The sequence below is a fragment of the Bradyrhizobium sp. Kon10 genome (genome assembly GCF_055807395.1).
Map to the genome: position 1 here is coordinate 23,817 of NZ_JBVVOZ010000039.1, position 25,941 is coordinate 49,757.

Here is a 25,941-nt window from a genome sequence, read left to right on the forward strand (position 1 = left end):
AGGGAGGTTGCTCAGGAGTTCGGCCAGTTGCAGGCTTTCGCGAGCTTGCGTCGAACCGAATCCACGCCGGCCAGCTGAAACGTACTTTCGTATGGCAGAGCCTTTCCGGCGTAAACCTTGATCAGGATCTGGCCGCCCTCCGGCATCGACCGCAACAGTCGAACGACGTCACCCTGAAAGGCAAGGCTTTTGCCGCCTTCTGCACTGCGCCAGCGCTCTTGGATGGATGGCCAGTCATTGATCTGGTACTCGACTTTCACAACGCTGTCCGGAGATGGCTTCCAGGACGGCGAGGTGGATATCATCAGCTCGGTCCGACTGGCGCGACAGCGGATGGAAAACGAGGAGGGCGCGTCCTTTGTCGCTGGGCGTCCCATGGTCTGCGCCTCGATCTGCGGCTTGTAGTCCACTGGTGAAGTCGTCTCGCTAATGACCCAGCTCTGCCCCAGCGGTGCCGCGGTGGTCGGTCCCGTTGCATCTCCAAGCAACTCATCGAGGCATTTCAAGCGTTCCATGCCCTCAAGCCGGGCACATTTCTTCAACCGGTCGGTGGCATCGTCCGCCTGTGCGCAACTCGGCAGGCCCAGGATTGCTGACGTAATCAGAGCCACCGCACCTATGCCCTTCATCGAGACAGTCCCACCGTCGCGCCCTGTGAGCGATCGAGCCATTCCTGTGCTGGGCCGAACCGGGCGAGGCCGGGCACGTTGGCGCGGAGGCTCACGTCCTTCCATTTCGGATCAAAGCCCGGCGACTGCAGCCGGTCGAGCCGGCCAAGCAACTGATCCACGAAGCGGCCCATGCGCACATAGCGGTCGGATTGTTTTGGCCAGTTGTAGCCCGCGAGAATGGTAGGAACCGCGATAGTCGAGATGCGTTCCCCCTGCGGCACGAGGCTAGGATAGTCAGCCGAGCTGATCACGGACGGCAGATAGTAGTCTTCGAATCGCGAATCGTACTCGACCGACAGAAACTTGTATCCGGGCTCCCAACGCCCCTTGAGAAACGCATCGACCGGCTTCGACGTGATGAACACAACCGCCGCGATTTCCCCGCTCTTCATTTGCTGCAATGCGACCTGATGGGGAATGAACATCTTCTCGACATTCAACCCTAGCCGGCTGAAGATCAGGGGACCGGAATAAGCGGCTGCTGTACCTTGCGTGTTGAAGTTGACCTTCTTACCCTTGAGGTCGTCGAGCGTCTTGATCTCGGGACGCACGAAGACGTGCAGTTCGGCTGGGAAAAGGTTGAGAATGTAGACGATGCGACGGTCGATCGACGGGACCTGGGCCTTGTACTCGTCGAGGGCGTCCGTATTGATGATCGCCGCATCCACCCCCCGCAGATAGAGCAGCGAATTGACGTTCTCCGTCGCGCCGGTCGTCACGATCGGGATGACGTGGAGCCTGTCTTCCTCGTTGACGACGCGGGCGATCTCCGCCGCAAGTCGAAGCGGAGCACCCTCGATGAGACCGCCCGCGAGCCCCACGGTCCAAGCATTAATGCGCTCTTTTGCGATCATGTCGGCGTTCTTTGCCGGCGCCGCGGCTGGCGCTGCGGGGGACCTGCCAGACTGGGCGTTCGCCGCTATTTGCAGCCCGACCAGCGCCGCTAAAATTGCGGACGCCAACTTGATCATGCGCATGTGTCGTTCTCCGTCGTCTGGCTGCTTCGGGATCTGTGCGACGCTACTTCAGCGCCTTGATGCGCTCCTCTGCATCGTCAATGCCGCCGGCCTTTGCTCTTTGATACAAGTCGCGCGCTTTTGTCCGATCGCCCGCTACTCCGCGCGCACGCCACGATTCCAGCACGGGCGGATCATAGGTCTCCGCAAGCATGAAGGCGGCCTGCGCGCTGCCCCGTGCAAGAGCCAGCTCCAGGAGCTGGCGAGCGCTGCTGATGTCGACCTGCCGGAGCAACGCAGTCGCCCGTGCAAGTAGCCTCTGCTCGTCTGCGGGGGCGCGGGGCGTCGCGCTCGCCGGAGCGGAGCGCTCCGATGCCGCGGCGACTTTCGGACCGGGATCCGCGGGCGGGGCGCGATTTGTCGTTTGCGCCTGCGATGTTGATGAACCAGGTTTCGAGGTAGCTTGTGGGTTGGAGGCGACCGTCCGGGCGGTGTCTTGCTCGCGCGAGCGCCCTCCTCCTTCGCCGTTAGGAGCGAGATCGGGCGCACGCTCCTGTGCGGTCCGCTCCGGCGGCCGATTTGCGGTGGAAATCGATGCGGCCAATTTTCCATTCGCATCGGCGAGTTGGGCCCTGGCCGATGCAAGCTCGCGCGCGAGACCGTCGGCGCGCTTGCGCTCGCCGACGAGGGCATCGTTCTGCTTCGCAGCCGTGGCGTTGAGTTCCGTGGCCCTGAGGATCTCGGCATAGGCAGCGGCGAGGGCCGCGGAACGTTCCTCGACCTCTTTCCGCGCGGAGGCCAGTTCGCGAAGGAGAGCTTCGCTCTTGTCCCTCTGTCTGACCGCTGCCTTCTTGTTTTCGGCCTGGGCGGCATCGGTGGCCCGCGCGGCCTCTCCGGCTGCGGAACGCGCGTCATCACGTTGGTTCGTCAGCGATACCGTTTCGCGTGCGAGCGCGTCTGCTCTGTCTCGCTGCTGGGCTAGCTCGCGTTCCAATGTCTCCCTCTGCTGGGCCTCGGCTTTGCGGGCTTTCATAGCGGCGGTTTGCGCGGCCTCGAATTCAGCCTGAACGGAGGTGAGCCGCTTCAGGGCGTAATCTGCTCGATCTCGCTGTTGCGCCAGTTCTTTCTCCAGGGCGAGACTTCGCTCCGACTTTGCAGCGGCCGCCTTTACGACGTCGGAGGTCTGGGCTTGAGCTGTGGCGGCCGCCGTCCGGAGGGTGACCAGTTCCGTTGCGGCGGCATCCGCCCTGTCGCGTTGTAGCTTCAGTTCCTGCTCCACGGCCTGCTTTTGCGTGGCTTCTGCAGCGGCGGCTTTGGAGGAGTCGGTGGCGGCGGTCCGTGCGGTCTTGAGCTCGGCCCTGAGGGAAGTCAGCTTGGTGACGGCCCCCTCGGATTTGTCGCGTTGCTGCTTCAGCTCGACTTCGAGTGCTTGGTTCTCTGCAACTTCTGCGGCGAGGGTCATTGTGGCTTCAGTCGCGGCGCTCCGCGCGAAGTCGAGGTCCGATCGGAGCGATGCAAGCTCGGCCGCGGAGGTCTCTGTGCCGCTTCCAGGTGCCACTATCGGTTCTTGCTTGGGTTCTGCTGCGGATATCTGCATCGCCTTTGAGGCTGCGATCCGGGCTGCGGCGAGCTCCGCCCCGAGGAATGAGAGGTCTCTCGCCAGATCGTTCACCTTGTCCCGTTCCAGCTCAAGGGCGTGGGTCTGCCTGATCCCCAGCTCAATGGCCCCGATCGCGTGCGCCCGCTCGAGCTGGACAGCATTGAGCTCTGCTCGGACACTTGCCAGTTCACGTGCGAGCCTGTCGGCTCGATCACGCTCCTGTTCAAGTGCCTCGTGCTGCCTGATCTGTTCGGCTTCAACCACTGGCATGCCGAACTCGATAGCGTCCCGCGGGCCGCCATGCGCGAATCCGACAAGGAGTCCCAGGAGGAACGTTGCCGCGGCGGCTGTCCGCACGAGATCTCCGCCAAGCGATCGATCCTGTCGGAGAGGACGGGGAACGCCGCTCAGCGAAGCGATCATTTCCTGCGCGATTGCCTGTGACTCCATCGTGACAGCTCAGACCTGGCCCTGGGCACCTTGTCGTTCGGCCTCATCAATGACACCGCCTTGGTCGGTGCTCTGTCGATGTGGCAGTATAGGTAGCCACAAGGAGGTAGAGGCGCGCCGTTCCGGGAATAAAGTAGATCGTCTATGCTGCTGCTGCGCCTTCCTTGACCAACGCAGCCGCTCGCAACAGATTGGAGCGCCAGCCCAGGCTGCGCAGTGTCCACACAATTCAGAGGAAAGCAGAATGAACAAGACAATCGTCGTTTTCGCGAGTCTGACTTTTACTGGAGCGTTTCTGGTGAGCGCAGTCCAGACAACTCATGCCGCTCAAGCTGCAAGCCCTAAGCTCAACGCCAACGCCAAGGTGATCGTCAGTCCCAAGCGTGTGCAGTCGCATCGGCTCGTCGTCCAAGTGGACGTCAATGATCCGGCGCTCATGAACCTCGCGTTGAACAACGTCAGCAACACGGTTCAGCACTATTCAGAAATCGGTCAGAAGGTCGAGGTCGAGCTGGTGGCGTTCGGACCAGGGTTGCACATGCTGCGAGACGACACCTCGCCGGTGAAGGCACGCATCAAATCCATGAGCGAGACCATGCCCGAAGTTGCATTCTCCGCATGCGGAAACACCAAGGAAAATATGGCGAGGGCCGAAGCCAAGGAGATTCCTCTGATCTCGCAGGCGAAGGTCACCACATCCGGCGTGGTCCGGCTGATGGAACTGCAGGAGCAGGGTTGGAGCTACCTGCGCCCCTGAAACGCTGCCGGCCGGGCATTGGCGTGATGCGTCGGCGGGGTACGAACTCTCAAACGGACGACGCTTTGACTCGAGCGTTCGGGGCCGCCGCGGCGCTTTCCCTACGGCTCGGCACGAACAGCCCTAGCAGCCCCGGCAGCAGCCGCAGATGCCGGAAAATGAAGAAGGCCATGGCGATGTGCCAGATGATCAGCGCGGCTGCGCTGGCGATCGCAGCGCCGGTCAACCCGAACCAGTAGATGAATGCGACGCTGGCGAGAACGTTGATGATAGCGCTCAGGGTCAGCAGAACGGCAGCCCCCCGTTCGTGCTCGGTCATCGTCATGATGAGCAGCAAAGATCCGAAGGCGGCTGCGATCACCTGCCCAAAGAGCAGGATGCGCAGAGCGGTGGCGCCGGTCACAAAATCCCCGCCGAACCAGGACAGAAGTGGCTCGGCCAGGATCGCCAACCCGAGCGCGATGCCCACGGACGTACAGAGGGTCCATAAAGCGGCCTTGGTCACGAGCGCCTGCAAGCTCGCCCGATCGTTCCTTGTGAACAGGCTCGAGATGGTCGGTGCGAACAGGGTGTTGATCGCAGTGCGAGGCAATGCCACAAGGAACGCGATGTTGAAGACCAGGCTATATATTCCGGCTTCCCTGGTTTCTCCGAACCATCCGAGCAGCACCACGCCGGCGCGATTGAGAAGGGCTTCCGCCCCTGCGATGATCATGAACGGGATGGCAGTCTGCCGCCAACTTGCGGGCGCATATTGAGGCTCTGCCGCCCTGATCGCGTCTGGACACAATCTCCGAACGGCTTGGCTGGCGAGCACGAGTCCAACGCCGGAGCCGGCGACGGTCGCCATCATGATCCCCTGTGCCTCGATGCGCGATCCGAGGAAAAGACCGGCGATGACGACGATGATCACGAGTAATCCGTCCCGCACCACGCGGTCGGGTATCAGTGCCGGAACCACGCCGCCAAAAGCGCGGACAATCGAGCAGCGTATCCATAACAGCGCCAAAACGGGAATGAGAACGAAGCCGACCAGAAAGGTGTTCGTCAACTCCATCGAGAATGGTCTAGGCCAGATCCCGATAATGCCTGCCCCGATGGACGCGACCAGAAGGCTTATGCCAAGTGACCGTCGCTCCGCGTATTGGATGACGCCCCGTGCAAGGCCGCTGGCTCCCATGGTCTGATACGCGGACACGAAGCGCAGCAGTGCAATGTCGAAGCCGAGCGCGCAGAAATATGCGAGGATGGTTATCCAGGCAATGACATAGGCGTAGAGGCCGTAAGTGTGGGCGCCAACAATTCTGGCGATCAGGAGCTGCGCGCAGGCAGTTACGCCGGCGCTGGCAATGTAGATCGAGAATGCTGCAGCTCCTCCGATCACCACTCGTCTGATCCGTGCATTGCCAACGGTCCGGTCATGCATTTCCATTTTCTGTCCTTGCAGTACTGGCTCTATCGAAGGCCCCAAGATCTAGGTCGAAAAACGATTCAGGGAAAATGATTGAACAGGGAATGGCCTGAGAGTTCCGCTTCAACATGTGCTGGTTTGAACATGTGCTGGTTTGGTCCTGGCGCGCTTCTGTTGGTCGACGATGCTCACGATCTGCCGTTCCATCTGTTCGACCGCAGTGGCGAGAGACGCTTGGTTGACCGACGAGATGCTCACGATGTTCCGGCCTTTTTTGCGCAGCAATTCGTGCAGAAGGTCGACAATGCTGCGCGAACTGAGGCTGGTTTCCACGTCCAGCTCAAGCAGCTGTTCGATCTTACCCCCGAGATGATGCCGGTCGCGGAGCCGCTCCTCAAGGAGCTTGGTCGGCGCGTCGAGGCGTATCAGGACATCGGGCTCGGGCACAAGATCCAGTGCATACGAGATCAATGCTTCGTCGGCAATGCCACAAAGCAGTGTGAGAGAGCAAATCGCCTGGACGAATGCTTGGTCAAACAAGACGATGTGCGCAATCGCGGATCTGCGAAACCAGGCGTGCGACAACCTGGACATATATTGCAGCAGCCTGAGCGAAGAAAGCGGGTTGGACGGTGGAAGTATCTTGATCAGATTCAACGCTGTCCTGAGATCGCGTGAAATCCCCCGCGGTCGGAATATCATGGACGCCAATTCCGCCAGCGGACGCGTCAAGCGCCGCGTCGTGAAGGATATCCTCCGAAGGGGTGTTGACAGCGTGACGGTTGGCGAGCGCTCGGCCGGCCGATGGCTGAGTACGAGGTCCACGGTGTAGTCATGCTCGCGCAGACGTGCCGCAAGGGTACGTGCTAGAGTGGTCTTGCCGGCACCTGGAGGACCGAAAAACTCGATGATCATATCCGAACTCAGACAAATGAAATGATTCAATGAGACGTTCTGTCGCCTGCCCTAGAGTATCCGCCACACCTCCTTTTTCACCGCGCGAATGACATCGGCTAGAGGCTGTTGGGCGTCGATCGAGACAACGCGTGCGCCGGAAAACGCGAGGCGCGGGATAGCCGCGATACGTTGCGTGATCACGGCAGGATCCATGTCGGGTTCGCGCCTGGCGCAAACCTCCGGCGGAACGACCAGCTTGATCACGATATCCGGTGGGAGGCGCTCGGCAAGTGAATAGGCTTTGGCTTCAAAGCGACGTAGCCAGAGTGGAATCCCGACCAGGCGCGGCATCAGCGGACCTTCGTTGAAGCCGGCGATCTCGTTCTGCGGGTATCGATCGGTGACCACCACAAGGCCTCGGCGGGCCCCACGATGCGCGGCCGACAACTTGGAGCGTTTTTCGATGGCCGTGGCCGTCGCCCAGATCGCCATCAGAGCACTGTAGACCCGGCTCGGAGGGCGATCCGAGATCTTGCCATGCGACGAGCCCTTGGGCTTGGTCTTGAACAATGGCGCGATCAGAGGCACCATCAGCTTGAGCGGCCATAAGACGAGGGAGGGGCGCCCCGCGCCGGTACCGAAATAGACCGGAATGACATCCACCTCCTCGCCGAGCCACTGCCGGATTGTCGCGACGATGGTTGACTTCCCACTGCCGTCGACGCCGATGACGGCCACAACGTGCCCACCACCTGGAGCCCGTCGACTCCACGGCCGGGGTGCCCAGATAAAGCGTTTGTTCAGGTAACCGGCGACGAGGTGCGCGGCACGCGTCAGCCCCCGCAGTCCTGCCTCAAGATCGTTGTAGGTACGATAGGGCGCGAAGTGCCTTCCGATGCGCCGCCGCAAACGTCGCTGATGCTCCAGCGCAGGTTGGCAATAAAGCGCATCCGCAACCATGTCGGCCAGATCGTCGCCCAGCAGTTCAGCCGCTCGCCTTCTGAGCGCCGCGCGAGGAATTCGTCCAGCGAGTTCCGCACGATCAAGTGCAAATTTGCGTGTCATTGCCTGCCAGTTGCGGAGCACGACAGGATCCGATCGCCGCAGCTCAAGGGAGCCGCGTACAATCAGCAGCAATGCCTCGTCGACGGGGTCCAGAATACGGATCGGCAGCTCCGGGTGAGCAATCGCTCGTTTAGCCAGGACCTCTTCCCAGGACAGGTGGTAGTTCTTGAGCAGGCTGGCGCCGGCGACCAGCCGGACGTGCAGATGAAGATGCACGATCCGGCCACTCGGTTCGTCATGGCCGAGATAGCTCAGGACCGATGGATGGTCACGATAGGGGACGGCCGGAAAGAGCTTGAGACCGCGCTCGAGGAGGATCGCCTGAGCGCGGTGCTGATCCCGATCTGCCACAAGGAGATCGAGATCTCCGTCGCCGGTGAGGCCGCGGTAAACTCGATTGCTGCTCTTCCAGTAAAAGTAGGTGATGTCGTGTCGATCAAAGTCGTTCAAGACCATGAGAATAAGCGGCAACATCGCGCTCTCGGCGGTCGAGCCGCTGGTCAGGTCTGTCCTGTGCAGGGCACCCTGTCTCATCTTTCGTGCCCTTTCCGCCCGAAGGATCTTGCAATGTCCAGCGCTTGAAGTCCGATCTCCTGCATCCGCTGAAACGGAGAAGAGGTGATCGCGTGGAAGCGTTGACGTATGCCGGCGCGAGCCGCGTCTGCACCCCCGGCGGAAAATTCGCTCGCATCGCCAAAGCCGTATTGCGCATGCTTCTTGAGATCGACCTGTGTCGCAATGGCCGCCCCAAAATCGCCGCGCTCGTTGTCGAAGCGCCCGCAGCTGCGAAGGAGGCCCACGGCGTTCTGAGTGACCTCCCGCCTCGTGCTCCCCCATTTGACCACGAACAGAAGCTTATCGGCGATCGACGGGAGCAATCGCGCCTCAATGGCTGCAAGGACGGGCGGACCATCAATGATCACGCAATCGTAGCGTTCGCGCAGTTGGCGAACGAGTTCGGCCATCTGTTCGATGGCACTTATTGGGTCGAGCCGATAGCCGGGTATCCGGAGATAGTCGAAGCCGGCCTGCGGAATGTGCCGGATCGAGTCCGCCAGCGATCGGTTCTGTAGACCGACGATTCGTCGCTCGCCGGCGCTGTCGAACTCGCCAACGCGCATGCCCCTGTGAAGGTCGATGCCGATCAGGAGCGCACGCTGTCCGAGGAGGCCGACATAAGCCGCGAGTCCGCGGGCGAGCGTGGTTCTCCCTTCGCCGGCGATGCTGGAACTGATCAAGACGGTTTTCGCATGGCCTGCCTCGGCGAGACGTAACGTTGCAGCCGCGGACCGGAGCGCTTGCGCGTAGGGCGAGAATGGCTCGATCCGAACATAGTCTCCTGCGTCAGTCAGGCGGCCCGCGGGCATTTGCGGGACCAGACCGATGCAGGAGAGTCCGAACGCGTCGGTGATTTCCTTCTCGCTGCGAAGCGATTTGTCGAGGCGTTCCTGGACGAGGGCGACGAAGCTCCCACAGATGAGCGAGACGATCAGGGCAGGGAGCATGAACAGGATCGGATTCGGAGAACTCGGTCGCGATGGTGGAGAGGCAAGTGAAAGAATGCTGACGTCCGGATTGACGAGCTCTTCCTGTTCGCGGATCTCCTTCTGGCGCTGGAGAAGACTTGCATAAAGCTGTGCGTTGGCGGCGGTTCGGCGTTCGAGTTCGCGTGGGTCGGCGTTAGCTCCCTGTTCTTCGCCGCCGGCATTGCGGCCCACATCGGCGCGCCGCTGGGTTGCTTGGTGCAGTGCTGCGCTGGTCCGCTCGATGTCGGCCTTGACCGTCGCCATTCGTTCATCAAGCCGGGCCAGTTCGCCCTTGGTGTAAGCTCGTTGCTGCTCTGCATTGCTCTGAACGTAGAGCTCGACGATCCGGTTGACGATGTCGGCGGCCCTCTCGGGGCTCGTCCACTGGAAGGTGACGTTGATGATGCGTGAACGGCGTTCCTGGAGAACCTGCAGACGACGCTGGAGATCGTCGAATTGCAGGCCTGCGTCGGCTCGCCTATGATGGAATAGCGGTCCGATCCAGACCCCCAGCCGTCGCTTGAGCTCCTTCAGGCCCAGCGGGCCGGCCTCACTCGTCTCGGCCTGAGCAGGTTTCGGTGTGATGGCCGGATCCACGACGAGGTCGGGCGCCAGCCCGCGAAACTTTGGGTCGTTTCGAAAGCTGTCGAGAACGTGGCGCAAGTGATAGGGAGATGTCAGCATGGTCACCTGGGTGTCCACGGCCTGCTGGAGCGCCTCGGGACTTAGGGGAGTGCCGCCCTGAACCTGGACGACCTGCGCGGTCGCCGTATATTTGGGCGTGATGAGTACACCGGCGATGCCGGCCAGCATCGTTCCCACGCCTGCGATGGTGAGGATGAGATTGCTCCTCCGACGAAGGGTCCCGATCACCTGCTGGAAGCCGGGTTCGGGTGCGATCGTGGTCTGATCGTCTTGCTGCAGAGCTTCGAAGTCAGGCCCTATTGGTATGCTGTCGGCTATGAGACCGGTCTTATCCATCAATTGCATCAGTACCTCCCTGCCATCGGCCCATTCTCGCAATCAGCTTAGCCTCGAGCTCGGTTGGCTCGTGCCATATGCCGGTCGCGGGCGTGGAAGAAATCGATCCCATGCGTTCGCCAGGCGAGCATGGCCACGAAGTGCGTTGCCTCCGGCGATCGATCGTAGTTGGCCCGCCGGCATCGGCTCTGCGGTCAGGCAGACTGCGATTACAAACCAGAAGATCGGATGCCGAAGCAGGAAGGTGGCGATGGCGTAAATGCAGAGACCGCACAGTAACGTCGGCAAGCCTGCTTGGCCGGTCGCGTAGGCGGACCGGAAAGCCGTTGCCACGAGCCAGACGAAGCTCAAGACGATCAGGAGCCCGCCCTGGGTAAATAGGTCGAGAATCGTGTTGTGCGCCTCAAAATTCGGCACGAACGAGGGCTTGGGGTGTTCGACAAAGTCGGGATGGACAGTGTCCAGCTTCCTCGCCGAGACGATTGATGTCGGAATTTCGAGATGCGGGCCGGGGCCCAGGCCGAGCATGCCTGACCCGACCCCGCGCCTGAGCGCCTGGCTCCAAAGCTCAAATCGCAATTCCGTCTTCTCTTTGGTTTGCTCGGGGTTGTCCCGTGCCATCGACTTGGCGAGGTCGCTGGCTTCGACCGCAATCGAATAGGCCAGCGGCGCCATCGAGATCACGAGCCCGGGCGAGGTCAGCACAATCACCCAGGCGACCGCTGAACGGAAGCTGATCTGCCGCGCTCGCGAGAACAGCCAGGTTCGGCACTTGAACGCCAGGAAGATCGGGCCGGCCAGCACAAAAATGAGCGTAAACGAATCGCTCCCGGTGATCCGGCCTGTGTAGACGGGGATGATGGCGCAGGCGAGAGCGCCCATCCTCGGGCCGACCCTGGTGGACGTTTCGGCAAGATGGAGCGATAGAAATCCCAGCACCATGCAGAGGACTGCAAGTTGATGCGGATTCGACGACCAGCCTCGGAATTGATCCCACCACATCGGATCGACCGAAGGTAGATCGTAGAGACCCCAGGCGTCGGCCAGTTGTGCGACAATAACCGGCGTGCCGAGTCCGCACAGAAGCCAGGTGATGCGCCGCAACCTGGCTCGGGGGTGCGGCCCGAACACGCTCAGGCAACTGATGGCGGCTAATAGGGGATAGGCCATGACATCGTGTATGAACCATTCGGAATCGTGCTGGTCGCCGATGAGCTTTGCCGTCAGGGTTCCGAGGCTCTGCGCAAGGACAAACAGCGACCAGAACACCAGTAGCCGCGACAGCGCAGGCGTCAGGAGCAAGCGAAGGCGAGCTGCTTCGCGACCGAGTACGAGGATCACCCACATAAATAGACAGAGTTCGCCCGGTCCGACTGGCAAGCCTGCAAGCCGCAATTGGGAGGCGGGCGTCAGCAGCAGCCCGACTGCGAACAGGAAGTCGAGGATCACAGACGTACCTCGCGCTGCGTCGATTGATTCCGTAACCACCGTTCGACCGAAGACGGCAGCCTTTGAGTGATGATCCGAAACAGGGCGATGGTTCGCGGGACAGCAGAAAGGAGTCCAGACCTCCTGTCCACCCTTCTTATCTCGAGGCGCACATGAATGTCGTCCGGCTGGAATGTCTTTCGGTTGCGATACGTTCTGGCGGCTTCCATCGGACTTCAATTCATTCGGTTCAAAGCTATTGGGTTTCGATTGCGGCTCAAGAACGCTGCCTGTAATTCCGGTGAACCGGCGAGGGCCCAGTCTCCATTCTGCGGTCCCCAGCTGTAGGCGAAGTCAAAAACGGGGCTCGGCAGGAGTGCGTCCCAGCGAGCCAACATCAGCTGCATCTGACTTGCGGTCGGCAACACGTATCGGCCTCCGCCGTCATTTATCCAGCGGCCGCCGCCAAATGTTTGGTAGACCGGGACCATCTTGTCGCGCGGCACTCCGGCGGCCTCGGCCGCCGCGACATAGCGGTCGATCTGGCGGTAATCGCAGCCGTTCAACTCCGTCCGGCAAGGGTACGGATCGATGCCGAACAGGTCGACATGCGAGTTAGCGGGGTTGTAGGTGTTCTTGAAGGACGGCGTTCGTGACGACGTCATCGTCATGAGCAGGATGAAAGCCTTTGCGCCGGGCAGGTTGGTGTGGATCCAGTCCGATTCCGCCTTCAGATTGTCAGCCGCACAAAGCGGAAAGTGCTGTCCGGTCGGATCCGGATCGTCCATCAAATAGAATCCGAACAGCTTGGCGTGGCCGATGTATGGGCGGACGGTATCCACGAATTTAGTGTCCGCGCCGCTGCATTGACCGACCCACACCAGGCCTCTCACACCCTCCGGCAGAGAGTCCATTTGCGCCAGGCTACTGACGTCCGCCACATTGAAGCCGGCTGCACCGGGAAGATAGTTGCCGGCCGGGTCGAAATTTCCGTTGGAGGCGAAATGCAACGTGGTTGTGGGCTGCGCGTGCGTGGGCGTGTCGAACACGAAGCCCTGCAGGAGCAATGCACTACCCCCCAGCAGCACTGCTACCGCGATCCACGTAACGTACGTGACGCCTCTCCCTACAGGACGCTGCATGTATCCTCCCTCGCCGCCGCGAGGTTGCCGTCCTTGAACCGGACTGGGGACGCACGATCGATCAACTGCCTGTAGAGATTGGCATGCTGAGCGACAACGGTCGCGAGCGAGAACTCCTTCCTGACATACTCGGCGGCGCGATCTGCCATGGTCAGGCCCTTCTCTCGATTGGCGAGCAAATGCAGAATCTTTGCGGCCAATGCAGGCGGCGCTCCCGGGGACACCAGCAAACCGTTCCATCCGTCGCGGATGACTTCCGCGCAACCCGGCATGGTCGTGGTTACGATTGGCAGGCCGGCGAGTGCGGCCTCGAGGAGAACCCGAGGCACGCCTTCACGGTACTCAGTCGGAAACGCGAATACATTTGCGAGCCTGAGCAGGGCCGGGACGTCCGATCTCGGCCCGATCGCCTTCACATAGGGTGAATGCCGATCAATCTCGGCCTGCAGGATGGCGAGGGGGCCTTCGGATTCGCGCGGCCCGACAAGCAGGAACCGTACATCGGGACGCACCTCGTGCACCCGGGCAGCGGCGTCGAGTAGGGCCGGAATGCCCTTCTGCCTGGTCATCCGCGTCACGGTAATCACGACTTCTGCGTCGCCAAGCCCGAGCTCTTGGCGAAGCTGAGCCGGCGAGGGGCCTGAGCTCAGTGCTCGATCGAACCCCTCGACATCGACGCCCGCACCTCGGATCAGAACGGGCATCTTTCCTGCGATCCCGTGACGCTCGAAGAACGCGCGGTCGTCACCGATCTCGAATACCGTAGCGGCAGCGGTGCGAGCTGCAAGCTTGTGGAGCGCGCGATAGACCGGACGTAGCGTCAGGGCGAGAGGAGAGCGAGATGAATAGAGAAAAGCTCGTCCATTAATCGTTCGAATGGCCAACACACCGGGAGCGCTTCGCGCAGCCAAAGGCAGAAATATCGAGGGCTTGGTGTCGAAGCTTTGCGCAAGATCAGGCTGCTCCTCGACCAGGATTTTCGTAAGGCTTTTGATGGCCGCCCAGTCGGCCCGCGGGTTTACGAACCGGTTGAACTGGAAGTCTCGATAGCGGATGCCTGCTTGCGCAAACGGAGCTGGGTCGCCGCTCGCCACTGCTGTTATGCGAAAGCCGCGGTCGCGCAGCGCGCACATCGCCGGAATGCGGAGATGATGATCTTCGCCCCCGATATAAAGAAGATGGGGCTGCAGCGGATCGCGTGGATCGCTCGATGCCTCTCTTGGATGCTTGTCAGGGAGACGAGAACCGTTTCTTTGATCGCCGCTCAGCCCCGGTTTCAACATTTCGCAAAGCTCCCTTATTCCCTATCGCGCATGCCTTGATCGCGCACGTCTTGGCAAATGCCGGCAGCCCGTCCGCGGAGACAGGATCTCGTCAACTTGTCCGTTGGATCGCAGCCCACTTGAGCGGTGCCGCTGCCCAACCATCCATCGGAAACCGCAAAGCGGTATCCGCTGGAAAGCGCCGACACGCTCAGGGATGCGTGAATTTCACATTCAACCGAGAGAGTTGTCGGGAATCCACTATTAACACGGCACATTCGCGATCGTATCTGAATAAAGGAGTAACCACACGATCCACTCGCGCAATCGGCGGCGGCGCGTTGCGATGCTGCGCTAGGATTGCGCGTTCGCGGCGAGAATCGATTTGAAACGACGATGCTCGATCGATGTCCGGCCGGCGGGTGAGGCCATATGAGACGGCCCATCATTTCCAGTACCCCCTTTGGATTACCTCTCCGTTCGTCTCTGTGTCCGCGCCATTGCTCCTGCAGGGTTTCCCACTGCGACACCTAGCGGCGGCGTCGATGACGCCATCTCGGTGCGGGCTTCTGACCTTCTGAGCTACCTATTAGGGCCTAATAAAACTGCGCATGTACTGCGTTTTTGCCGCTCGGGTATCCCGAGAGCCCGGTTAGAGTTGCGACCGCAGGAGGCGACTTCACGGCAAGACGTGCCTCACGAGCAACCAGCGCTCGCAGGATCGAGGGCGAGACGAGGACGACAAAAGGGCCGCTCGGGTTGCTGTCCGGATCTGATGTTATTGATCGCGAGATGTTGGCGGGCCACATGCGGAATATCCAAGAAATGGCTTCTCCGGAGAAGTCGGCGCCCTTTGCCCTCGTCCTGTTGCTTAGGTTGCACGGTATTGCAGCCGACGAGGAGCAACTCTGTCATCGACTAGGTACCCGTCACATCGGGGTGACGGAGATGGTGCGCTGTGCGAAGGCATTCGGCCTCAAGGCGCGCACGATTAAGACCGGCTGGGCGCGGCTTGCGCGCATACCGTTGCCGGGGATCGCCGTGCTTAATCAAGGCGGCTTCCTCTTGGTCGGCAAGGCGGACGGGGACGAGGTGTTGGTTCAGTGTCCCTCGGACCCCCGTCCGCGCAAACTCACTCGTGCCGAATTCGAGACGCTCTGGGATGGCCGCATGGTCTTGATGGCGCGCAGGGCGTCGCTTTCCGATCTGTCTCGCCGATTCGACTTCACCTGGTTCCTTGGTGCAATTCGGAAGTATCGCCACCTCCTCGGAGAAGTTCTGCTCGCCTCCTTCTTCCTCCAGGTATTCGCCCTCGTCAGCCCGCTGTTCTTTCAGGTGGTCATCGACAAGGTGCTCGTCCATCGCGGCATCAGTACGCTGGAAGTCTTGGTGATCGGTTTGGCCGTGATCGCCGTGTTCGAAGCAGTGCTGGGCGCGTTACGCACTTACCTCTTTTCTCATACCACCAACCGCATCGACGTCGAGCTAGGCGCCCGCCTCTACCGCCATCTGGCGTCATTGCCGCTCATGTATTTTCAAACCCGAAGGGTCGGCGACTCGGTCGCCCGCGTTCAGGAGCTGGAAAATGTCCGCAACTTTCTGACGAGTTCCGCGCTGACTTTCATTATCGATTTCATGTTCACCGCAGTTTTCATTGCGGTGATGTTCGTTTACTCGCCGATGCTCACGCTGATCGTTCTGGGAGGGTTTCCGTTCTACATCGGCATTTCGGCCATCGCGACACCGCTGTTCCGTCAGCGGTTGGATGAAAAATTCCGTCGAGGCGCAGAAAATCAGGCCTTCCTGGTCGAGAGCATAACGGGCGTGCAGACGTTGAAGGCCCTGGCCGTTGAGCCCCAGATGAACAGGCGCTGGGAGGAACAGCTCGCTGCCTATGTTTCCGCGAGCTTTCGCGTTGTGAGCCTTGGAAATGTCGCAAGTCAGGCAGTGCAATTGGTGAGCCATCTGGTTACGGTTGCCATCCTGTTCTTCGGCGCGAAGTTGGTGATCGAAGGTGGCCTGACCGTCGGTGAATTGGTGGCCTTCAATATGTTGGCAAACCGCGTGAACATGCCTGTCTTGCGCATCGCGCAGATTTGGCAGGACTTCCACCAGGTTCGTCTCTCGATCGATCGATTGGGCGATATTCTCAATACGCGGCCGGAGCCGACTGTCGGCGTAGGGCGCGCCGTGCTCCCGCCGATCACCGGCGCCGTCACATTCGATCACGTTACCTTCCGCTATCGCACCGACGGGCCCGAGACGCTGCACGACATTCGATTCCATGTTCCGGCAGGCCAAGTCGTCGGGATTGTTGGTCCGTCCGGCTCGGGCAAGAGCACGCTGACCAAGCTCCTTGAACGGCTGTACGTGCCGGAAAGTGGCCGTGTCCTCGTCGATGGTGTCGATCTTGCCTTGACCGATTCCGCCTGGCTGCGACGGCAGGTCGGCGTCGTTCTGCAGGAGGACGTGCTTTTCAACCGAACCGTGGCCGAGAACATCGCGCTTGCCGATTCCGCCATGCCGATGCAGCGGATCATTGATGCGGCCATCCTTGCCGGCGCACATGAATTCATACTCGAACTGCCTGAGGGCTACGATACCATTGTCGGTGAGCGCGGCTGCAGCCTTTCGGGTGGCCAGCGGCAGCGCATTGCGATTGCTCGCGCTCTGGTCAATGATCCCCGTATTTTGATTTTCGATGAGGCCACCAGCGCGCTCGACTATGAGAGCGAACGGATCATCCAGGACAACATGCGACGCATTTGCGAAAGGCGCACCGTCTTTATCATTGCCCACCGCCTCTCCACGGTGCGACGAGCAAATCGGATTATCACCATTGATCACGGGCGGATCGTTGAGGACGGCACCCATGATGAGTTGATCCGCTCGAACGGACGCTACGCAAACTTGCACTTGCTCCAGGCAGGGATCAATGACCACCGCTAGAAGCATCGTTCCGTTCCCGGATCGCCGCCGGCGCCGCGAAGAGGAGACGGCCTTTCTCCCGGCCGCGCTGGAGGTCCTCGAGAGGCCGCCGTCGCCGGTCGGCCGCGCTATCGGAATGATCATTATCTTGCTGTTTTGTGTCGCAATGGTCTGGGCTACGCTCTCCAGGGTCGATGTTGTCGCGACCGCGCCGGGCAAGATCGTGGTGAATGGCCGAACCAAGGTGATCCAGCCCGCGGAAACGGGAGTGGTGCGCGCGATTCACGTCAGGGATGGCGCGGTGGTCAAGGCGGGAGACGTGTTGATCGAACTGGATCCAACTATCACTGCCGCCGAACTTGATCACGTGAGGAGCGACTTGGTTGCTACGCAGCTTGACATTGCCAGGTTGCGTGCGGCGTTGGGACCCGGCGATCCGATGGCGACGTTCGCCCCTCCGACAGGAGCGAGCCAGCAGGCGATCGACCTTCATCGTCAGTTCCTGGCCAGCCAGATGGCAGAGCACAGCACGAGGTTGTCGGAACTCGATAGGCAGTTGGGACAGAAAAAGGCGGAGAGTGAGACAATCGCGGCGACGATATCCAAGCTCGATGCAACGATCCCCCTGCTTGAGGAGCGTGTGAACGTTCGCAAATATCTCTACGATAAGGCTATCGGGTCTAAGATCACCTATCTCACCGAGGCTCAGGAACTGGTCGGTCAACAGCAGGACGTTCTGGTCCAGCAGAGCCGGCTCCGCGAAGCGGAAGCCGCGACGGCGAGTCTCGCGCAGACCAGATCCAAAGCGGAAGCGGAGTTCCGACGAGCGCTCTATGACGATCTGTCCAAGGCCGAACAGCGGGCTGCCGGTCTCGCTCAGGACATGATCAAGGCGGAGCAAAAGGCGAAGCTGCAAATTCTCACCGCGCCGGTCGATGGGGTCGTGCAGCAGCTCGCGGTGCACACGATCGGTGGCGTGGTAACACCGGCACAAACACTGGCGTCCGTAGTTTCGTTGAATCCGGATTTCGAGATTGAGGCGCTGGTATCTAACCGAGATATTGGCTTTGTCGTTCCGGGGCAGACCGTCGCAATCAAGATCGACACCTTCAATTTTACCCGCTACGGCCTGCTGAATGGTAGGGTGCTCAGCGTTTCAAGGGATGCGATCATACGTGATCGACGTGAGGACGGGGCGAGGGATCAGTCCGGCGGAACGGAAATCGCGTCCAGCGAGCCGAAGGGGCAGGAGCTGATTTACGCGGCCCGCGTCAGCCTCGATCGTACCTCGATGGACATAGAGGGTCGGACCGTCCAACTGTCGCCGGGAATGGCGGTGACTGTCGAGATCAGGACGGGTTCGCGACGCATCGTCAGCTATCTGCTCTCACCGTTGACGCGCTACAATCAGGAAATATTACGAGAAAGATAACGGCCAGGGGCTCTGAGCAGGGAGAGCGTGCCTTTTTGGCCCGCCGGCGGCGGCGCCCCCGGGCCGTTGCAGGCGAAACTCGCCGGCGCGTGGCCTCACGATCGTCGTTGGATGCGCCCTCGGCAGTAGATTGGGGCGGAAACGGACGTCAGGTCTTTAAGGTATAAGGGCGATACGCCCCAGGAGGGAAACAAGCTCCACTTGGCGTCGCGTATGGGTCTTGACGAACAGCGAGGCGAGATGGGAGCGGATTGTCGTTCGGCTCAGCCGCTGAGAGCGGGCAATGTCGAGCAAATTGCCGCCGCGTGCCAATTCGATGGCGACATGAATCTCGGCGGTCGTGAGGCCAAACAAGCGTTGCAGCGTTCGGGGTGACGGCTCCGGACGAGCATCGAGGTCGAGCAGGACGATGGCGCAGGTGTCGTCCGACCAGACATTGGCGATCTCATTGACGAGGCTCGTTATGCCTTCGCGGGGCGACGTCGCCAGCCATGCCATCGAACCCGCGGAAACTTCGACGCCCGCGCGCTTTACGATGTCCCTCACAGCGACAGAGAGCGATTTTGTATCCAGGGCGGATCCACAATGGCGCTCCAGTATCGCCCGGCCCGTCGGGCTCACCTCGACCACACGGTCGTGTTTGAGCAAGATGTGCACGCAGCCAATACGGCCGAGGGCTGCGTGCATTTCATCGCGCACGTCGAACCGACGGTCCTCGGAGAGGATTGGGGGAGCACGGTTGGAAATGTTGAAAATGGATTCCTTGGATTGGTAAAGTGATGCAACCGAGCTGCTCTGGGTCAGGTTCAGCATTCGATGCGCGCCTTTCGTTTACCGGCTCGTTCAAATGAACGACATCTGACCACCATTCTCCAATTGGCAGGCGCGTTGTAAACATTGAATCGGAGTTAGGCGGTCTACTTGGGAGTAATCCAGCCGACGTTCTCGTGAAGCCGAGCAGGCTGACGCGGGGTAGCCGGAGATCGCTTGTTGAGTGCCCAGTGGGGAGGATCTGCGGATCAGTGCGACGCATTGAGCCGGTGGCGTTACGAGCCGCCGGGCGCCCGCAACGTGATTTCGATAACGTCACCTGGTTCTAGGTCGAAATCTTCGGATGCGACGATCTTTTCCCAACTCTGGCCGGATTTTCGTACGACGGTGACTTGCGGCTTTAGGTCACCCGTTCCCGCTGGTATCGCCGCGCTTCCGCTTACGGGCTGCAGCTTCTGCGCTAATGACCTCATTCTGATGCGCAGGTCGGTTATGTGGACGTTGGAGTCCCTCAGCTCATGAAGCAACGTGGTCGTGCGCTGGCTTGCGGCGCGATCGATCTGCCGGGCGGAATCTTCGCGCTGGCGTTGGAGACGCATAAGTTCGACGGTGGTTTGCAGACGTCGCGTCGACGAAAGCAGAAGGGCGCGTCGACTTTCGGTGACGCGGGGACTCGGTAGGGAGCCCGAACTGAACAGCTTCACGACGCGATCGAGTTCTTCCTCATCCGCCTGCACGCCTTTTTCTTCGCCCTCCTGCTGCTTACTGAGAGCCGCGAACTGTCCGTCCGCTTGCTTTACGGCGTTTTCCAGAAACGTGCGCTCCTTGCGATAGTCGCGTTGGGTGGTCTTTAGCGACTCTGCCTCAGCCTGCACGATCGGAACGATCGCAGATGACGGCAAGGATATGTCCTGGGGTGCGGTCTGATCGAAGGTGTCCTTGTCTGCGAGTTCGGCATCGACACGAAGGATGTGGAAGTACTCCTTCACGTACTCCGTAGAAAGGGACTGATAGTCACGCAGAAGATCCGCTGGATCATTGGTGCCAGGCTGATTGCGGGAACGCAACAGGCTGTAACCGCCGGAAACCGCGACCGCCTGGCGCACGGTCATTGAGGACCTGTATGCCAACTGTCCGGGCGTCAGAACGTCACCGGTGACGTAGATAGGACGGTACTCCACCACGCTTGCGAGAACGTCCCCAGGCACGACGACGATTGCCTGTTCTCGCCCGTCTGGCAGCCGTTGCCGCAGTATCTTCGACTGTAACAACGTTTCCATCCGGCTCTGTAACTCGGCCGTAGTCAGGCCCGCGACTTCGACCGTGCCGATTCCGGGAAGAGCGATCGTGCCGTCGATCTGGATTTGCGCGCGGTGGCGTTGTTCCGACGCAACTCCGATCGACACTTCGACGGTATCACCTGCCGCCAGCCTGTACTGTGCTGCGAAGCATGGGCTGCTGGCGAGCAGAACAATCACCATCCAACCGGCAATCGAGATGTGGCTGAATGTCCTGACGCTCGTGGTGCCGTCCATGGCGATCTCCTTGCACCGATAAAGCATACGCAGCACGGCGTGGTTCATTCCGGAGGGGGAGGTCGTTACACCTCGTAGCGGCTCCGGAGTCCCGAAGAGAGCCTGTCCGGGAATGCCCTGACGGTTGCGTGGGCTCGTCATGTAATAAAATCCGTCTGCTGTCGGATGTTCTTGGTGGAGAGACGACCACGCCACCAATTCACGGTTCGCTCCAGTCCTTCGCGCAGCGTTACTTTCGGCGTCCAGCCGGTTGCCCGTACGAACCGCGTCGAGTCGGCAAGGAGCGCGCGCACTTCCGAATTTGTCGGCCGCAGGCGCTTTTCGTCGCGAAGAACCGGCTTGTGACTGGACGTCAGCTCGAGAATGTTGTCGATCAGATCACCAATTGTGATGGCGCGCTGACTCCCGGCATTGTAGGGATGGCCATATTCAACACCGTCCGCGAGCCCGGCCGCCATGAATGCCGCGGCTGTATCCGTGACGAATGTCAAATCGCGGACGGTGGTCGTATCGCCGACCATGATCGCACCGCATTCCGGATCCAGGGCCTGCCGGATGATCGTGCCGATGATCGCACGTTCGCTTTGCCGAGGTCCGAACGTGTTGAACGGTCTAAGGATCACGACGGGAACGCCGAACGAGCGCGCGAAGGCCTCCGCCATCATGTCTGCGCCGATCTTGGAGGCGGAGTAGGGCGATTGCCCTTGCAACGGGTGAGATTCATCGATCGGCATCTTCATCGCCGTACCATAGACCTCGCTCGTCGACGTCACGACCAGCCGTTCGATGCCGTATTGCCGCGTGGCCTCGAGGATGTTCAATGTACCGAGTACGTTGGTCTCCACATAGGATTGCGGCGCGAGATAGGAATAGGGTATGGCGATCAGCGCGGCGAGGTGAAAGATATAGTGATGGCCCTGCACAAGTCGGCCGACGAAGGCCGCGTCGCGAATGTCGCCGCGCACGAGGTTGAGCTTGTGTCGGGTTGATTGGGGGATATCATCGAGCCAGCCATGGCTGTCGAAAGAGTTGTATTGCGCCAACGCAGTTACGTCAGCTCCTGCCGAAACGAGGTGCTCCGTCAGGTGCGATCCGATGAAGCCGTCGGCTCCTGTCACGAGAACTTTTGCTCCAAGATAGGTCATCATCGCGCTCTCTTTCTCTCATCTTGATCGAAGCTTCCGCGCAAACGCAGCCCAGCATTCCACGGCGATGACGTGCCCGGCACGGGCGATCCAGCCGAAATCCGATACAAGAGTCCGTCGCTGAAAATAGGCAAGGTCGATCTTCGCTTTGGCTGGAAACAGCACTTCTCTATAGTACTCCGCTGCCGGCGCGTCGGTGGGATACGTCCTGTTTTCGTGTCTGAACAGGACCTGACACGGGCCGAACACACCCGGTTTGTAGTCGAGCAGCTTTTCGAAGCCGTTGCGAAAGCAATCGGAAAAGCTGAGAGACTCCGGTCGGGGGCCGACAAGAGACATATCGCCTCGCAAGACGTTCCAGAGCTGCGGTAGCTCATCCAGCTTGGTCGCGGCGAGGATTCGGCCGACGGCCGTCAAACGTTCATCCTCCTGCAGCGTCAGGGGCGATCCGCCGCTGCCGCAGCTCGGCCCGAATTTGCGAAACTTGTACATACGAAACGGTTCGCCGCCTTGTCCCAGGCGGAGTTGCGAGAACAGGAGTGGCCGCCCGCTCTCGAGCCAAATGACGAACGCGACAGCGACGAAGACGGGTGAAAGCGATACCATCGCGGTGCCGGCACAGAGAACATCGATTGCGCGCCGTGCACTCAAACGAGATGAACGAGATTGCGCGCCCCATCGGTTCGCTACCTCGGGCAGGGTCATGCCACTGCCCCCACTGGGAAATCGGTGTTGAGTGCAGTCGTCAGCGCAATCACCACCTTCTCGACATCCGCCGTCGTCATTCGCGGATGCAGAGGCAGCGTCAGTTCGCGTCGAGCAAAATCTTCAGTGCGCGGGAGGAGAATCTCTGGATAGAGATCTCTGTAGAAGGTCAGGCGGTGAACGGGCGGATAATGAACCGTGGTCTGAATGCCGTGCTTGCGCAGGCGATCGATGACCCGCTGCCGGCTGGTTGCCGGCGGCAGCACGACCGGCATCAAATGGTGGGTGGACGGCCAGGGATCTTCAAAGGGAATCATCACCGATGGGCAATGTTCCGCCATGAGCTCACGGTATTTGGCCGACAACCGCCGCCTGATGTCGTTCCATTCCGGCAACTTCTTGAGCTGCACGAGGCCGAGCGCAGCCCGCAACTCGTCCATCCGATAGTTGAAGCCGAGAACCGTCACGTCGTAGTCGGGACGGCGGCTGGAGAGGCGTTGCCGTGTACCGCTTGTCATCCCATGAGCGCGGGCCTGCCGGATGGTCTCGCGCAGCGCCCGGCTGCGCGCAATGATAGCGCCTCCTTCGGCTGTGGTCATGTTCTTGTTTCCGTAGAAGCTGAAGGCGGCCGCCTCGCCATAGCTGCCGACCTCGGGCAGTCCAGGCGCATGGGCGGCGTCCTCGATCAAGAGAAGCCCCTTCCGACGCGCAAAGGATTGCCAGGCATCGCGATGCGCAAGGTAGCCGGCAAAATGGACGAGGATGATGGCCTTGGTCCTGGAAGTGCACTTTGCTTCCGCTTCGTCCAGCGACATCAGTGGAACCTCTGCCGAGCCGATATCGACGAAGACTGGTTTCGCACCGACATAGAGGACGCTGTTGGCGGTCGCTACGAAGGTCAGGGAGGGGACGAGGACCTCGTCTCCGGGGCCAATGCCGAGGGCGTGCAGGATGAGGTGGAGGGCCGCAGTGCAGGAGCCGACGGCGACTGCATCCTCGGCCTCGTGCAGGCGAGCGAACGCCTGCTCGAAGTCGCGAACTCGATCTCCCATCGTCACCCAGCCGCTTTCAATGACCGCGGCGAGAGCGACCTTCTCCTCGTCTCCGAGGACCGGCTCTGATACCAATAACATATGTTCATCTCCAATCTGGGCATGCCGCGTGCGCGACTGTTGGGATCACTGCAGGATGAGAGCCGGAGTCAGGCGGCTGCGAAACTAGCGAGTGCAGCGGACTGTTCATCCCATGCGACGTCCTGTGCTTTCAGGAAGTCCTCGACGCGCCCGATGTCGAGCCAGAGGCCGCTGTGCTTGAAGACGTTGACTGGCACGTCCTCGTTGAGCATCTGAAACATCAGATCATCAAACCCAAAGGGAACGCCTGACGGGATCCGCTCGAGGATAGACGGGTCCATGCAGTAGATCCCCATGCTGACGAGATGCGTGAGCTCGGGCTTTTCGCGGAAATCGCTCACGCGCCCCTCCATCTCCTCGATCACGCCAAAATCCATCTTGGTCGGGCGGATTGACGTGGCGATCGAGAGCGGAGAGTTGCTGCGCCGGTGGCAGTTCACGAACTGATTGAGATTAAGATCCGTCAGCACGTCGCCATTGAGTACGAGAAACGGCTCGTCGAGCTGGTCGCGCAGCAGCGATAGTGGGCCAATGGTTCCGAGCGGCTCCATTTCCTGCGTATAATTGATGCGCATGTTCCACTGGTTACCATCTCCGCAGACGCTGCGGATTAGGTGGCCCAGATATCCGGTCGTGACGTAGACCTCCCTGATCCCGTTCCGCCTCAGCCATTTGAGGACGAGCTCAAGTACAGGACGCGCACCGATCGGCATAAGAGGTTTCGGCAAAATTGAGGTGTGGGGGCGTAAGCGAGTTCCTTTGCCGCCGCATTGAATAACCGCCTTCATAAGACCCTCCGCATTGCTAGAATTTGCAATCGTTCAATTATGTACTTTCGCCCCGCACAACTCCGATCTCAGCGTGTCGATGTGGCAGGAGCGTGTAAAGAACGTAAGCGCAATTCAGCTGGCGCGTCTTCGTGCATTTGCATGAGACGATTTGAGTATGCGGACACGATGAAGTGCATTCAATGCGAGCGTGATCGATTCAATTACGGCGCGCAGGCGCGTGACTGCGAAAGGCGATCGCTACGTAGCAGCGTCGATTGGCGCGTTCGGGCACGCGGAAATCATAGCACTATCAGTGCGCTGCGGGTGGGCCGGGACGGTCGAGGTCTGCATCACAGACGAGCGCCACAGCAGCGTGGCTGCTGTGGCGCATCGAGAAGATTGCAGGGCGCGTGATGGTTGCCGTACCGCGGGATTAGTCCTTTATCGCATGCCGGAGACGCCGTTGCGATGAGGTGGTAGTCGCGGACAGGGCCCGCTAGTCGAGCTTAGTAAGGCCTGGATGCTGATTGGCGTGATCTCGGCGATTGGATCGCAACGCGCTGAAGCCTACGGATTGAGGGATGATGGAGGGCAAGGTGTGTCCATTTGCGGAGTGCACCAGCGACCCATTGTTCATTCCCCAGATCGCAGCCTGCGTTCGATTCTGAACCCGGATCTTGCGCAGGATCGCCTTAACATGAACTTTCACGGTCGCCTCAGCTATGTCGATCTTTCGAGCGATCGACTTGTTCGAACTGCCCTCGATTAAGCAAGCTAAGATTGCTTTCTCACGTGGAGAAAGATGTGGCGCAACCGGCTCCTCCGCGGTGAACTCGATGCTATGCTCGACCTCTTCGCTCGGTGCTCCTTCGCGCTCGAGAATGCCGTCAAGCGCGAACGACAGGAATGCTGGAGGAAAGACAGCCTCTCCCATCGTCACGAGCTCGATGGATTTGATGAAGGCATCGCAAGAATTCACGTTCACGAAATAGCCGCTCGCTCCAGCCCGATGTGCCGAGACAAGGTCGCTGGGACGATAACGATCCGATACGACTGCGATACGAGCATCAGGGCTTCGAGCTCTGACGAAACGGATGTGGTCTAATGCGACATCGAAGCTATCGCCGTTATGGATGATGAGAAACAGCAGCTGATGTGATTGGACTTCGCTTGGCAGCTCATCAGCGCTCGAAGCAGAGAGCACGATCTTGAAATTTGCAGCATGTAGAATCCGTGAAATTCCCTCCCTGACTAGAATGTTTTTTCCGATAAGAATCATTTCATAAGACTGACGCCTCGGCATTGTACCCTCCAGCACCTACGCTACGCATATGACACGACTGCAATGAAGCATTTTCGAAACATCATGAAGTCAA

At 60.3% G+C, this 25,941-nt stretch carries 20 protein-coding genes; 3 read left to right on the top strand and 17 right to left on the bottom strand.

Annotated features, from left to right (window positions below):
- Positions 1-11: 11 nt before the first annotated feature.
- The 3 genes from AC0L2O_RS31990 to AC0L2O_RS32000 are packed head-to-tail and all read right to left on the bottom strand — an operon-like array spanning position 12 to position 3,677.
- A complete protein-coding gene (locus AC0L2O_RS31990; RefSeq protein ID WP_473372572.1) occupies positions 12-629 on the bottom strand; it encodes a hypothetical protein in 618 nt (205 codons plus the stop codon).
- Positions 626-1,648 (bottom strand): TAXI family TRAP transporter solute-binding subunit, encoded by a 1,023-nt coding sequence (locus AC0L2O_RS31995; protein ID WP_473372573.1) that lies wholly within the window; start codon positions 1,646-1,648, stop codon positions 626-628. Before AC0L2O_RS31995 ends, AC0L2O_RS31990 begins: the two co-directional genes overlap by 4 nt.
- Positions 1,649-1,691: 43 nt before the next feature.
- Positions 1,692-3,677: a coiled-coil domain-containing protein gene (locus tag AC0L2O_RS32000; protein ID WP_473372574.1), complete on the bottom strand. Its 1,986-nt coding sequence runs from the start codon at positions 3,675-3,677 to the stop codon at positions 1,692-1,694.
- A gap of 244 nt (positions 3,678-3,921) precedes the next feature.
- Between AC0L2O_RS32000 and AC0L2O_RS32005 the strand changes: the two genes are divergently transcribed.
- Positions 3,922-4,434 carry a DsrE family protein gene (locus tag AC0L2O_RS32005; protein WP_473372575.1) on the top strand — a complete coding sequence of 171 codons (513 nt, stop codon included), beginning with the start codon at positions 3,922-3,924 and terminating at the stop codon, positions 4,432-4,434.
- Positions 4,435-4,483: 49 nt separating this feature from the next.
- On the opposite strand, the gene AC0L2O_RS32010 is transcribed toward AC0L2O_RS32005, so the two are convergent.
- From AC0L2O_RS32010 to AC0L2O_RS32040, 7 genes are all read right to left on the bottom strand, one after another.
- On the bottom strand, positions 4,484-5,866 hold the full coding sequence (locus AC0L2O_RS32010; protein ID WP_473372576.1) for an oligosaccharide flippase family protein: 1,383 nt from the start codon (positions 5,864-5,866) through the stop codon (positions 4,484-4,486).
- 102 nt (positions 5,867-5,968) lie between these two features.
- The gene (locus AC0L2O_RS32015) at positions 5,969-6,760 is read right to left on the bottom strand and encodes a hypothetical protein (RefSeq protein ID WP_473372577.1); all 792 of its coding nucleotides are present in this window, start codon (positions 6,758-6,760) and stop codon (positions 5,969-5,971) included.
- Positions 6,761-6,811: 51 nt separating this feature from the next.
- The gene (locus AC0L2O_RS32020; protein ID WP_473372578.1) at positions 6,812-8,341 is read right to left on the bottom strand and encodes a hypothetical protein; all 1,530 of its coding nucleotides are present in this window, start codon (positions 8,339-8,341) and stop codon (positions 6,812-6,814) included.
- Positions 8,338-10,356, bottom strand: coding sequence for a tyrosine-protein kinase domain-containing protein (locus AC0L2O_RS32025; protein WP_473372579.1), 2,019 nt, complete (start codon positions 10,354-10,356; stop codon positions 8,338-8,340). Before AC0L2O_RS32025 ends, AC0L2O_RS32020 begins: the two co-directional genes overlap by 4 nt.
- Positions 10,357-11,763 (bottom strand): O-antigen ligase family protein, encoded by a 1,407-nt coding sequence (locus AC0L2O_RS32030; RefSeq protein WP_473372580.1) that lies wholly within the window; start codon positions 11,761-11,763, stop codon positions 10,357-10,359.
- A 215-nt stretch (positions 11,764-11,978) separates the two neighbouring features.
- Entirely contained in the window at positions 11,979-12,884 is a 906-nt protein-coding gene (locus AC0L2O_RS32035; RefSeq protein WP_473372581.1) for a hypothetical protein, read from the bottom strand.
- On the bottom strand, positions 12,869-14,167 hold the full coding sequence (locus AC0L2O_RS32040; protein ID WP_473372582.1) for a glycosyltransferase: 1,299 nt from the start codon (positions 14,165-14,167) through the stop codon (positions 12,869-12,871). Before AC0L2O_RS32040 ends, AC0L2O_RS32035 begins: the two co-directional genes overlap by 16 nt.
- Before the next feature lie 786 nt (positions 14,168-14,953).
- Here AC0L2O_RS32040 and AC0L2O_RS32045 point away from each other — a divergent pair.
- Together AC0L2O_RS32045 and AC0L2O_RS32050 are read left to right on the top strand one after the other, a co-directional pair.
- Complete coding sequence (locus AC0L2O_RS32045; protein ID WP_473372583.1) at positions 14,954-17,095, top strand: type I secretion system permease/ATPase; 2,142 nt, start codon at positions 14,954-14,956, stop codon at positions 17,093-17,095.
- On the top strand, positions 17,082-18,506 hold the full coding sequence (locus AC0L2O_RS32050; protein WP_473372584.1) for an HlyD family type I secretion periplasmic adaptor subunit: 1,425 nt from the start codon (positions 17,082-17,084) through the stop codon (positions 18,504-18,506). The genes AC0L2O_RS32045 and AC0L2O_RS32050 overlap by 14 nt, the downstream gene beginning before the upstream one ends.
- 156 nt (positions 18,507-18,662) lie before the next feature.
- Here the strand turns inward: AC0L2O_RS32050 and AC0L2O_RS32055 are convergent, their stop codons facing one another.
- From AC0L2O_RS32055 to AC0L2O_RS32085, 7 genes are all read right to left on the bottom strand, one after another.
- A complete protein-coding gene (locus AC0L2O_RS32055; protein WP_473372585.1) occupies positions 18,663-19,319 on the bottom strand; it encodes a helix-turn-helix transcriptional regulator in 657 nt (218 codons plus the stop codon).
- 233 nt (positions 19,320-19,552) lie between these two features.
- Positions 19,553-20,812 carry a polysaccharide biosynthesis/export family protein gene (locus tag AC0L2O_RS32060; protein ID WP_473372586.1) on the bottom strand — a complete coding sequence of 420 codons (1,260 nt, stop codon included), beginning with the start codon at positions 20,810-20,812 and terminating at the stop codon, positions 19,553-19,555.
- A gap of 137 nt (positions 20,813-20,949) precedes the next feature.
- Positions 20,950-21,957 (bottom strand): GDP-mannose 4,6-dehydratase, encoded by a 1,008-nt coding sequence (locus AC0L2O_RS32065; protein ID WP_473372596.1) that lies wholly within the window; start codon positions 21,955-21,957, stop codon positions 20,950-20,952.
- A gap of 18 nt (positions 21,958-21,975) precedes the next feature.
- Complete coding sequence (locus tag AC0L2O_RS32070) at positions 21,976-22,662, bottom strand: sugar transferase (RefSeq protein ID WP_473372587.1); 687 nt, start codon at positions 22,660-22,662, stop codon at positions 21,976-21,978.
- On the bottom strand, positions 22,659-23,795 hold the full coding sequence (locus AC0L2O_RS32075) for a DegT/DnrJ/EryC1/StrS family aminotransferase (RefSeq protein ID WP_473372588.1): 1,137 nt from the start codon (positions 23,793-23,795) through the stop codon (positions 22,659-22,661). The genes AC0L2O_RS32070 and AC0L2O_RS32075 overlap by 4 nt, the downstream gene beginning before the upstream one ends.
- Positions 23,796-23,863: 68 nt before the next feature.
- Complete coding sequence (locus AC0L2O_RS32080; protein WP_473372589.1) at positions 23,864-24,583, bottom strand: nucleotidyltransferase family protein; 720 nt, start codon at positions 24,581-24,583, stop codon at positions 23,864-23,866.
- A gap of 478 nt (positions 24,584-25,061) precedes the next feature.
- Complete coding sequence (locus AC0L2O_RS32085; protein WP_473372590.1) at positions 25,062-25,868, bottom strand: LuxR C-terminal-related transcriptional regulator; 807 nt, start codon at positions 25,866-25,868, stop codon at positions 25,062-25,064.
- Positions 25,869-25,941: the final 73 nt, after the last annotated feature.